Source organism: Aequorivita iocasae (assembly GCF_016757735.1).
Lineage (GTDB): Bacteria > Bacteroidota > Bacteroidia > Flavobacteriales > Flavobacteriaceae > Aequorivita > Aequorivita iocasae.
On record NZ_CP068439.1, the window covers coordinates 3,168,607 to 3,180,714 of the forward strand.

The following is a 12,108-nucleotide window of genomic DNA, read 5'->3' on the forward strand; positions in this document are numbered from 1 at the left end:
AAAGAATTAGTTAATAAGATGAACTTTTTTAGTTTTTTTAATGAGACAGATGTTGACAAAGTTGGAAATTTAGAAGGAAGCCAATCATACTTAGTGAATGATTCATATGAAACGTTACCACATAAAAACCTATATAAACCAGTCAACATTTCGAAAATAGAAGCAGTTATTGAAGAAAATGCAATTATTACGGATGTAATATCCTTAGGTAATTTGTCATTAAAAGGAATTATGGTGAACAAAAAATTTAAGGCTATTGTTGAAAAATATAAACTAAAAGACATTCAATTTGTTCCAGTAAATTTTTTAAACAAGACTGATGTCCAAGAATATTTTTTCATGTTTTTCAATTCGGATTTAACTCATTTTATTGATTATGATAAAACCAAATTTGTAATCCAAAAAAAGTCTTTATTTAAAGATAATGCAATCCAAACCTCAGTTGAAATCAATAAAAATAATCGTAATGACTTGATTGAATTAGATCGAGAATATGCAGGAAGTATAAAGTATTCAATATTAACAAAAAATGGCGAGTATTATTTTAATACTGCTTTTGATTATGACGTTTTTCGAATAGGTCATTTTAACTTAAGATTTTATTTTTCAGAAGGTTTAAAAGAAGTGTTAATAAATAGCGGTTTAACAGGTTTTTATTTCTCAGACTTACCAGTAGTAATTTACTCAAATAAAGGAGAATAAAATAGTGACCATATAGTTAATTAATATTTGAGACGTATTATTAAATCTTCAGATGAAAAACACACTGTTAATCAGATAACACTTTTAAGAATTTGTAAATTTATAAGAGTCTTATTATAAATAAGATAAGATAGTACTCCTTTTTCACCTTACAATCAAACCCAATATATGGAAAACGCCCGCCTCCCGAAGTCCCGTCCCCTTCGCCCGCTCCTCTCGCTGGCCCTTTTGCTGTGCCTGTGGCCCTGCCGCTCGCAGGAGTTCTCCACGGAGGTTGGCAAGACCTCTGTCCAGATCGATGCCGCGGTGGGGTCCCCCGCCCTGTTGATCGACCTCTACGACGACGACCAGATCGCGCTTCCCACACACGACGTCGGCCCGTTGGTGCTCATAACCGCGCAGTTCGACACGGACGCCGCCCCCTACGAGTGGCTCGCCTACCAGATCGTGCTTAACGTGGTCCCGGTGGACGCCAACGGGACCGGCGGGACTCCCTATAACGTGACCCTCAACATCGAGAACAACCCCCTTGCGGCCGGCGGCAACTACGTCGACAGGGCGGGCCATAAAATTTTGGGGAGCTACGGGGCAAAGATAAGGGTGGTCTCCAGGACCATCACAAGGCCGGGGGGCGGGATCCCGCCCGCAGCCACGCCCCCGAACGTCTCCCTTACCGCCAGGTTCGTGACCGACAGGTACTATGGGATACCCACCGCCGCCCCCACGGGCCTTACCGCCAGCATTCCCATGACCGGGGACAGCGGGGGCAACAGCGCCCCCAAGAGCGTGCTGATCGAATGGGACGCGGTCGAGGGCGCCCTGGGCTACGAGCTCGAGTATACCTGGGCCGACAACTATTCGCCCGATACCCAGAACCCGGCCCTCCCCGCCTCGGCGGTGCCCCTGGCCCTGCGGGAGTTCGAGCTCAACAACACGAGGATCTCGACGGGCGGCACCAGTTTCGAGGTGCCCGCCATCTATTCCGCGGGTTTCTTGGTCTATCGGGTCCGTGCCCTCAACAGGAACCTGGCCGCCATCTCCCAGAACTACTACACCGACTGGACCTCCGGCGACGGGAGCGAGGCCCATGTAAGCGACTGGGACCATATCGCGGTCGCCCCCCACGAGAATCTAATGAACTGGCAGTTCCAGGCCTCCTTTGCCGAGGACGGGAAGAAAAAGGAGGTGGCCAGCTATTTCGACGGCACCCTGCGCAACCGGCAGACCGTCACCAGCATCAACAGCGACGCCCACGCCATCGTGGGCGAGGTGGTCTACGACAACCAGGGGAGGCCCGCCATCGAGGCCCTGCCCGCGCCCGTCCTGGACAGCGATGCCATAAAGTACTACCCCGACTTCAACAACAATACCCTCAATGCGGCCTATACCCACCTCGATTTCGATTGGGAGGACCCCAGTGCGGACTGTGAGGTACTGGTCAACGGGATGTCCACGGGCACCGGGGCCAGCGGTTATTACGGGCCGATAGGCACGGCCACGGGCACCACGCGAGACCTGGTGCCCGATGCCCAGCTCTACCCGTTCTCCCAGGTGGAATATACCCCCGACAATACCGGGCGCATACGCCGCAAGGGCGGCGTGGGGCCCGCGCACCAGCTCGGGACGGGCCACGAGATGGAATACTTCTATACCGTGCCCACACAGGAGGAGCTCAACAGGCTCTTCGGGTACAGGGTGGGCAACGTGCAGCACTACAAGAAGAACATGGTCGTCGACCCCAACGGACAGGTGAGCATCAGCTACCTTGACCCGCAGGGAAGGACCATCGCGACCGCCCTGGCCGGGGACGCCCCCACGAACCTGGAGGGGCTCGACGACGAGGGCGCCGGTTCGGGGCTCCATAGCACCGTGACGGTCGACCTGTTGAACAAGGTGCCCCCTACCCAGACCGATACCGACCTGGACAACAACGACAGGTACAGCAGCGGCCGCTACGGACCGCTCGAGGACGGCCTCCGGGTGGCACGGCAGGTCTCGGTGTCCTCCAGCGGGACCAGCCTCGAGTTTGACTATACCGCCGGCCTGGGCAACTCCTTCACCGCCTGCAACGGCTTCCAGTACCCCTATGTGCTCGACCTTTCCTTCGACCTGCGGGACGACTGCGGCAACAAACTGGCGGGGCCCGTGAACGACACCATCGGTGTCCCCAGCACCGCCGGCACGAACATCCCTCTGGAGTACGGATGGGACGACCCCCTGTCCTCCGGGCCGCTGGGCGTGGGCACCTATGCCGTCCACAAGGACCTGCGCATAAACGAGGCCGCACTGGACCTCTACGCCCAGGACTACCTCCAGAAGCTAAAGGACTCCCTGAGCGCCTGCTACATCGATCCCTCCCTCTTCGCGCCAAGCGTCGATACCCTTATCTGCCTGCCCACCGACTGCTTGGAGTGCGCCGATGAGCTGGGGGAGAGCGATACCTATGTATTGGGTTCCTTGATAGCGTTCTATAACAATACTACCTTTGTTGAATTTGTTCCCTCCAGTACCATTGAGGATGTCGGGGACATTGACTTTACGGATTCCCCGACGGATATTAACGGCGAGCTCTTGATAGATAGGGACCCCGGAGGGGAATTGGATCTATTGGTACGGCGATTCATAAGGGAATGGGAACTCCTGATCGGGGCCTGCCAGGACGCCTGCACCGACAGCGTGGCATCCACCTGTGCCATCAACGGCTCCTTCCTGCTCCAGGACCTGGGACAGGAGGGCCAGTACGGCAATACCTCCGACCCGGACGACCCCCTGAGCGTGTTCAACGAGGACAACGCCCTGATCCGTTACGACGGAAACACGTGGATAACATCCGGCAACAACTGGAGGCACCCAGACCCGAACGTGCCCTATGCCGACGAGTACGGCACGCGCTCCGAGATAATAGTGGTCAGGGACGCCGATGGAAATCCCGCCCCCGAAATATCGATAACGCCCTACACCGGGACCAACCCCGACGGGAGCACCTATGAGTACGCCTACCCGCAGGACCTGGTAAACATCGGCGACTTCCTGGCGGCCTGGCAGCCCAGCTGGGCCAGTTCCCTGCTCCTGTACCACCCGGAGATCTGCTACCTGGAATATTCCCAGGCACTGTGCGCGATCAGCGTGGATGTCTATGGGGAGGACATGGACCCCGACGCCTTCGACGCATACCTCAGGTCCCTCTCCTATATCGCCGATGACATTCCCGAAAACGATATTACCCAAACCAACAAGGAACTGCTCACAAACACGATCCGTTTAAGGGATCCCTACTTCAATACGGCACTGATCAATGAATCCGGAACTTCCCTAAAGGATTATAGAAACGGCATAATCAATGATGCCCTCACCGTCCACTATGAAAGCTTTGAGGATGACGAACTATTGGTATATGCCTATAAGATATCGATGTGCAACGGCATATCCGAATGTGAAAACCCATCGTCACCAATTACCCTGAACGATGTGGTCTCCGATATGAACCCGGCCAGTTCTACCCTTACCGAGGAACAAAAGCAGAAGATCTGGAACAACTACGTCACCGCCTATATAAGCCTCAAGGAAAAGATCAAGTACGTCTTCCTGAACATCTACGCCAAGGAGGAGGGCTGCTACAACGGATGCATCGGCGGGGACGAGAGCACATCCATCACCAATGTGCTCGCCGCCTACGAGGGAACCATACTGGACGATATCGCGGACCATATCGCGGACGTGGAGGACGACGTCCCCCAGTTCTGCGACCAGGCGGGCGCGGGGGCCTATGCCGAAAAGACAAAGCGATTTATACCCATCGACCTACAGTACGACTCCGGGATGGACCCCGGCGACGCCATCGAGGACATGGAGGGGGACAATGATTACATTAACTGGATCCTCACCGGGAACTGCCCGCTGCTGGCAGACCTTGACGCGTTCCTCAAGGGGTACCTCACCGAGACCGGCGGGGCCGGGACCTTCCTGCCCCCCGTGGGCACCAGGGATGCCGGCAACTACCTCTCCCCGGACCTCTTTACCGCCCTGGGGGGAACCATCGACCCCCCTCCCGCATCCATCTCCTTTACGGGCGCGGTGGGCAGCGGCGCAAGTGTCCTGAACATAGACATCACCGAGGACGTCCTTCTCGACGACACCATCATTATCGATGCGGGCGCCTACAGCTGGTCCGACTACACCACGGGCATCGCCCCCACGGGAAGCCAGTGGAGGATCCTGGGAACCTCGCAGATGTTCTACCAAAGCTATGACGAAATTACACAGCGCTTCAGCTTCCAGTTCGTGGCCCAGCTCCAGACGGGGGCAAACGGCTTTCAGGAGGCGGTGTTCAGCGGAACCACCATCGCCCCAATCGGGGAGTGCGGGACCTTTGATGACGGACTGGGAGAGGTGCTCGACGAGCAGATGAGCGACCCGGACAGCGAGTACGGCTGTACCAGACAGGCAAGGTTCAACCGCGACTTCATCGCGCTGCTCAACGCACTTAGGGACGCGGGGCAGCTGAACAATACCTCCGGATATGTGCTGGCCAACCTGCCGGGGGGCGAGTACGGACAGAGCTTCCTGCCAGAGTTCCTGGACGACGACAGCGCCGGCTCCACAACCTGGACCTTCAACGGGACCGACACCTATACGATAGACTCAGCCCCAAACCCAGTGGTACTGATAACAGCGGCCGACCTGGCCGGGGCCTCCATCGCAAACTTCGAGACCTTCCACTTCGACCAGACGTCCACATCCTCGGACTCCGTGACACTGTACCATACCGATACCAACGGCGCACTAAAAGAGATGCAGGCAAACTTTACACCCGGACTGCCTTACTCCTGCTGTGCGGAAAGCGGAGATGATAAGGTACATTTTACATTCAATTTTAGCGCTAGATCACTTCCATCTTATGGAATTTCCTATACTGGTCAAGAAAACATTGCTAATGGAATAAGAGATTTTGTTAATGAAAATAAAAATAAAAATCTGTATATTACTTGTATTGACGATGATGCATCTGGTGTAAGATTTCGCTCTAGTCAAAAATATATAGACCAAGATTATCCTCTTGCAACCTGTTGTGAAGTTTATATTCCAGGATTGCTACAAATTCAAAATAGTCACTATACCTCTCCATTCAATACAATGGGAGAAGGTCTCTTAAACTCCTCTATTTCAGTTCCTATAGATATTAATTTTTATATATACACAGATGCAACTTATGAAATTAGTGATATTTCGAACATCCAACAACTTCATACCAATATTCTCAATTCAAAAGCCAAGAAAAGTTTTTTCATATTAAGAGAAAATGGACCTTATAAAAAATTACCTTCAAACAATTTAGTCACTCCAGTTGAATACATTGAAATGATTTTGGGTCGTTCTGCTATAGATTTTTCCACTACTGGTAGTATTTTAAACTCAGATTATATAATATTTAGCAAAACACAAATTGAAAGTGGAAGTTTTGTTAATGATTTGAGTGACTTTTTAAATAATGCCTACGATGAAACAAATCCTACGTTGTTATTTGCGGATGGCACATTTGAAAACATGCCTGGCTGTTTTAATAATTCGAGTTGTTATCTATATGGGGAAAATGACCCTACTTGTGAGTTAATAAATACTACCTTAATAGAAGGGGAATGGTTAGGTTCTTATTCATATATAACCCTTTCTTCAGACTATTATTCTTCTTTCGGTTGTACCCCTCCCTTTAATGGTCCAAATACGAGTTGTGGAAGCGGATATATAAATACTGATTTATGTCAAAAAGAAGCTACTGGAGTATTGAATGGAGGTCAATTTTTCTATACATCGTTGGCTCAAAACTCAACTGCGGACCAACGCAGAATTTCATTTCCCGCACAAATTGCAACCTTGATTAATGGATTAATAGTCGGGGAAGAATATATCGTAGAATTTGACCAAACCTCCATATTAGTAGGACCAAATAATCAAAATAGTATACAAGAATTTACTTCCGAAGTAAAATTTGGAAATCAAAGCGAAATCGGACATACCGTTCCACTTGACTTTTCAGGAGGAACCAATTCTTGGATACATAATAATATGTCCTTTATAGCAAATTCAACGAGTATCGAATTTCGCATATTTGGCTTATTGAATAATGAAGGAATTAGTAATGGACCTAATGACAATGCTTATTTTGGTCTTGACAATATTAAGGTATATAAATCAGCAGGGACAAATACTCAAATTTCCTGTGTACTACCCTGCATCCCCCAGCCCGTGGCGCCTGTGAGCTGCACGGAGAAGTATGACAAGTTCCTCCAGGACATAGAGCAGGTCACGGACTACACCCTGCCCGTGGCCCTGACCCAGGAGAACTTCTGCAACTTCAACTATGCCTATCTGGTGGATCCCTACAGCAAATATCTCTTGGACCTCGGGGTCACCACCACGGACGACTTCCACTTCCTCTCAATCGCCGAGTTCGGCGATACCGACCTCAATTACGGCTACTCGGATATCGATGCGGTGATCGAGGCTTATGACCTATACGAGGACACCCACCAATTGCCCTGGAAGGAATACGTCAACACGGTATATATGGTAGAGAACTCAGTGTGCCCCCCCGCGCCCTTGCTCCCCGGGGAGTATACGGTTGACCCGAACGACGGCTGCGTGGAGCAGCTGCTGAGCATCTCGGACACCTATGAGGAGGAGGCCTACAACAACTACCTGGGCCAGCTGGTGGAGGAGTTCCGCGAGGGGTACATCGACTCCGCGATTTCGGGCGTCATCGAGACCCTGGACATGTCCTATGCCGACAAGGAGTACCAGTACACCCTCTACTACTACGACCAGGCCGGCAACCTGGCCCAGACGGTGTCCCCCGAGGGGGCCGACCGCCTGGACATCAACGACCAGGCCACCAACGACGCCATTGACGCCTTCCGTGCGCAGCAGCAGGGGCCCGGCGAGGCCCCGGAGCTCCTGCCCGCCCACAAGCTAAAAACGACTTACAAGTACAATTCTTTGAACCAGCTCATCTGGCAGCAGACCCCCGACGGGGGGCGCAGCTGGTTCGCCTATGACGAGCTGGGCAGGATCATAGCCTCCCAGGACGAGCGGCAGAACACCGACGAGGGGATCCCCTTCCCCTACCTGACCTATGTGCTCGAGCCCAACGTACATGAGGACCCGGCCGGCACACTGGTTAAGATGAACACAGGGTGGAGCGGCGCCGGAGGCAAGAGCATCGAAAAGATCTCGGGCGACGGCTATGTCTCCAGGATGGTCCTGGGGGACCAGGGCGAGAGCAACGATGTCATCCTCGGGCTCAGCTACAGTGCCGCGATCGGCATAGAGCCCTCGGTGCTCAACAGGGTCAAGTACGGCATCTATACCTATAGCGCGCTGGGCGCCGACAGGGTCGCCGTGTACCAGCAGGGCACCAGCCTCCCGCTGATCCCAGGGGTCTCCGACCTCTACTCCGAGGGGGACATCCTCAAGGTGGAGCGCCTCGACGGGCAGATAAACTTCTACAGGAACTCCGAGCTCCTGAAGACCGTGGCCGAGAGCAACCCCACACTTCCCATGATCGCCGATTTTGGCCTCAGGAACAACGGCAACAAGATATTCGACATACGGCTGGTCCAGTACAACGGCGACGAGAAGAAAGAGTTCTTCAGCTATACAACCTACGACGGCCTGGGGCGCATCCGCGAGGCCGGGGAGTTCAGGGCCGACGTGGACCTCTACGAGATATCGGAGGAGGGAAGGCTGATTGGCTATAGCGGGGCCCCAGGGCCCGTGAACGGCTTCAACTTCGTGCACGGCTCCCGCTCGGAGATCACAAGGACCTATTACGACGGCAAGGTGGAGCTCCCCAGGTCCATCACGGGCATTTCCAACCCCCCGGAGTACTCCGATGCCCTGTTCGGGGACTTCTCCGCCCACAACGCCAGGAACAGGGTCACCGGGATCCTGTACTATAGCGACATCGTCGGGGACTCCGCCGGAACGGCGACCAGCAACGAGTTCGACCACGGCACCTTCTACAGCTATGACGCCCACGGGAACGTGCGCGAGCTCATCCATTATATTCCGGAACTGTACTTTCCCAACGCGGACGAGCTGCACGTAAAGCGGATAAGGTACCAGTACGACCTTATCAGCGGCAACGTCGAGCGGGTCGCCTACCAGGAGGGCAAGCCCGACCAGTTCTTCCACCGCTACTCCTATGACGCCGACAACAGGATCGTCACGGCACAGACCTCCTCCAGCGGGCTGATATGGGAGAACGAGGCGCAGTACGACTACTATGCCCACGGGCCCCTGGCACGCGCCCAGATCGGGGACAAAAAGGTACAGGGGCTCGACTACGTCTACACCCTCCAGGGGTGGCTCAAGAGCGTGAACGCCGAGGACCTCAGGTTCGTGGCCAACGACCCGGGCAAGGACGGCACCGTCCCCACCGCCAAGGACGCGATGGGCTACTCCCTGGCATACTATGACGGCGACTACACCGCGGCGCACCCGGCCTCCTACCTGGCGCTGTCCGTATCCACCGACCCGGCCGTGCCCGCCAGTACGAAAGATCTATACAACGGAAACATCAAGCAGATGGCCACCGCGCTCAGGGAGTCCCACACCCTGCTCAAGCCCCTACAGTCCAACCGCTACGGCTACGACCAACTGAACCGGATAAAGGCCATGGAATCCTCCTCCATTACGCCCGCCGCCATAAGGGAGAGCTACGGCACCAGCTACAGCTACGACAGGAACGGGAACCTGGACAGCCTCGTGCGCAGGGTACTGAACACCAACCCCGCCATCAACGGGGGACAGCCCGTGGTCATGGACGACCTCTCCTACAACTACAGGCCCCACAACAACCAGCTCACCATGGTCAACGATGCCAACAGGGGCATCGCCGAGCTCATCGACTACGGGACCGACCTCAAGGACCAGGACAGCCAGGTGCCGGGGACCTACAACGTGAACAACCCCGCCACGCACAACTATGTCTACGACAGGACCGGGCAGCTGGTCAAGGACCGCACCGAGAAACTGGACATCGCCTGGCGCAACGACGGAAAGGTGAAGGAGGTGTCAAAGGATGTAAGCCCGCCTACGGGCGCCAGGATCGTCCAGCTCACAAGGTTCGAGTACGACGGGCTGGGCAACAGGGTCGCCAAGAAGACGACCGTCACCGCGGACCCCACCGAGAGGGGCACCTACTATATCAGGGACGCACAGGGCAACGTGATGGCGGTATACGATGCCGAGCTCACACATAACGACGCCGTGTCCGGGGGGATAGCGCTCTCCGAGCACCACATCTACGGCAGCGCAAGGCTCGGCATGGAGCAGAAGGACCAGACCATATTCAGCACTGCCAACCTTCCCCCGGCCACCGACCTGCTACGGAAGACCGTGGGCGACAAGCGCTTCGAGCTCGCCAACCACCTGGGCAACGTGCTCGCCGTGGTCTCAGACAAGAAGATACCAACCGTGGCACTGGGAACGCTACAGTTCTTCAGCCCCGACGTAAAAGCGTACAATGATTACTACCCCTTCGGGATGCTAATGCCCGGAAGGCACGCGAATACCTCGGACTACCGATACGGGTTCCAGGGACAGGAAATGGACGACGAGATCAAGGGGGAGGGGAACTCTATCAACTACAAATACAGAATGCACGACCCGAGGGTCGGAAGGTTCTTTACTACTGATCCTCTCGCACCAGATTATCCGTGGAATAGTCCCTATGCTTTCAGTGAAAATAGGTTAATAGACGGAATTGAATTGGAAGGGTTAGAATTTCTTAAGAAAAAAGCAATGTTTACTACTACTCCAGTCTTAGATAAAATTAATCTCGTCGATATTGAAGAATCTGTTAATAGCGGTTTAACTCTACAAATAAATAAAGAGATTTTTCCTAAAATACTTCAAAGTTCAATTGGCGAATTAAATCAGAAAAACCCTAACGAACGAGGATCTTTCAGGATTCAACAGAACGCTACAAAAGAATACAATAATGGGATTGCAAAAGGGGGAGGGCTTACCATGCTGGCTAATTTGGCTAAATGGACGCATAATAATTATGGTCATGGTAAAGAAAAGACGCAAGCATTAGGAGAAGTTAAGCGCCAGGCTCAAACCTTAGTTAATACGCTAAACGCCGTTTCGGAAAATTATGAAAGACTGACCAACAAAACCATGCCAGTTGAATTCAGGGCTTCCCAAGAGTTCTTTAGTGATATAGTTAATTTTACCTATGATGGCACAATTCCTTATGGTGAAGGCGCAAAAGGCAAAGCCTATCAGAACATCGTAAAATCAATAGGCACTTCAATATATTTGAATTCTACAAATTATACAGATGAATACTCACCCATACCGGAGCACATTCAGAAAAATCTTGATGTTATATTAAATTCTGATGACGGGTGTTATGGAAGTGATTGTTTTAAAGTTGATGTGAATGACAGGGATATCAAAAGAACCGAAACAATTAAAATCGAAACTGAAGAAAAAAATGATAGAGATTAATTTTTGACCAACTTTTGAATAATTGTCAAAAGTTCACTTTTGGATATTGGGGAAGTGGATAGAGATTTAATACTAAGTATTTCATAATGTATATCTTTTTTTCTTTGATTTCCAAATATCTCTGGAATTCTCTCCGATTTTAAGTCAATCAGCTTAAAGTCCAATAAAAATTTATTTTCTGTTATAGTATCTAAAGATATTATCCTCAATACTCTTCCATTTAGCGTATCTAATATATAAGGGTTTCGTATGCTTATTTTTTTTGAAAATTTATTCGCCTCGTAAGTAAATTTTCTTTTTCCATTTTGAGAAATAAAACCCGATGGTCTGTTCTCAAGGTGCTGAAAAGTGTATTTTTCAGGAAAAAGCTTTTCTATTTCTTGTTCACTTATTGTGATTATTGCATCAACTTCGTCATTTTTACAACTAATCAAATAAGCTGTTATTATTGGAAGTACTATTGTGAGTATTCTTAGATAACTTTTTTTTGCTGTAAATATCATATATTTAAATACTATAAAGTAGACTCATACAGAAGTTTTTTAAGAGGCATACGCCTTTTTAGTCTTAGTATCCCCTATAAAGGCATCAATGATTTTATTGATGGTAGATCTGTAGTCATTGTTTAGGCGCTGTATTCCCTTCACACGGTTTAGCATATCCACATCAACCACTTCCAAATCATCTTGTTCAGAGACTAGATAATCAAGTGACACGCAAAGCGTTTTGGAAATCTTTTTGGCCACTCCCACGTAGGTGTTTAATATCGTCCCTTTCGTATTTAGAAACGGCATCATAGGAAACGCCCACGGCATTGGCAATGTCTATTTGTGACAGTTTTTTTCTCTTTTCTAATGGTTGATATTTTTTTCCTAAAGTTACAGAATCCTC

At 51.2% G+C, this 12,108-nt stretch carries 4 protein-coding genes; 2 read left to right on the plus strand and 2 right to left on the minus strand.

Annotated elements, in window-relative coordinates; all coding sequences use genetic code 11:
- The first annotated feature begins 18 nt into the window (after positions 1-18).
- Both JK629_RS14520 and JK629_RS14525 read left to right on the plus strand, forming a co-directional pair.
- On the plus strand, positions 19-702 hold the full coding sequence (locus JK629_RS14520; RefSeq protein ID WP_202336323.1) for a hypothetical protein: 684 nt from the start codon (positions 19-21) through the stop codon (positions 700-702).
- Positions 703-870: 168 nt separating this feature from the next.
- Entirely contained in the window at positions 871-11,217 is a 10,347-nt protein-coding gene (locus tag JK629_RS14525) for an RHS repeat domain-containing protein (protein WP_202336324.1), read from the plus strand.
- Here JK629_RS14525 and JK629_RS14530 read toward each other — a convergent pair.
- Both JK629_RS14530 and JK629_RS14535 read right to left on the minus strand, forming a co-directional pair.
- Positions 11,214-11,720 (minus strand): hypothetical protein, encoded by a 507-nt coding sequence (locus JK629_RS14530; protein ID WP_202336325.1) that lies wholly within the window; start codon positions 11,718-11,720, stop codon positions 11,214-11,216. The genes JK629_RS14525 and JK629_RS14530 overlap by 4 nt on opposite strands.
- A 39-nt stretch (positions 11,721-11,759) precedes the next feature.
- A complete protein-coding gene (locus JK629_RS14535; protein ID WP_225626057.1) occupies positions 11,760-12,014 on the minus strand; it encodes a hypothetical protein in 255 nt (84 codons plus the stop codon).
- Positions 12,015-12,108 lie beyond the last annotated feature (94 nt).

Coding starts and splice junctions, on each gene's coding strand:
- JK629_RS14530 (WP_202336325.1), bottom strand. CDS start 11,720: ATGATATTTACAGCAAAAAAAAGTTATCTAAGAATACTCACAATAGTA.
- JK629_RS14535 (WP_225626057.1), bottom strand. CDS start 12,014: ATGATGCCGTTTCTAAATACGAAAGGGACGATATTAAACACCTACGTG.
- JK629_RS14520 (WP_202336323.1), top strand. CDS start 19: ATGAACTTTTTTAGTTTTTTTAATGAGACAGATGTTGACAAAGTTGGA.
- JK629_RS14525 (WP_202336324.1), top strand. CDS start 871: ATGGAAAACGCCCGCCTCCCGAAGTCCCGTCCCCTTCGCCCGCTCCTC.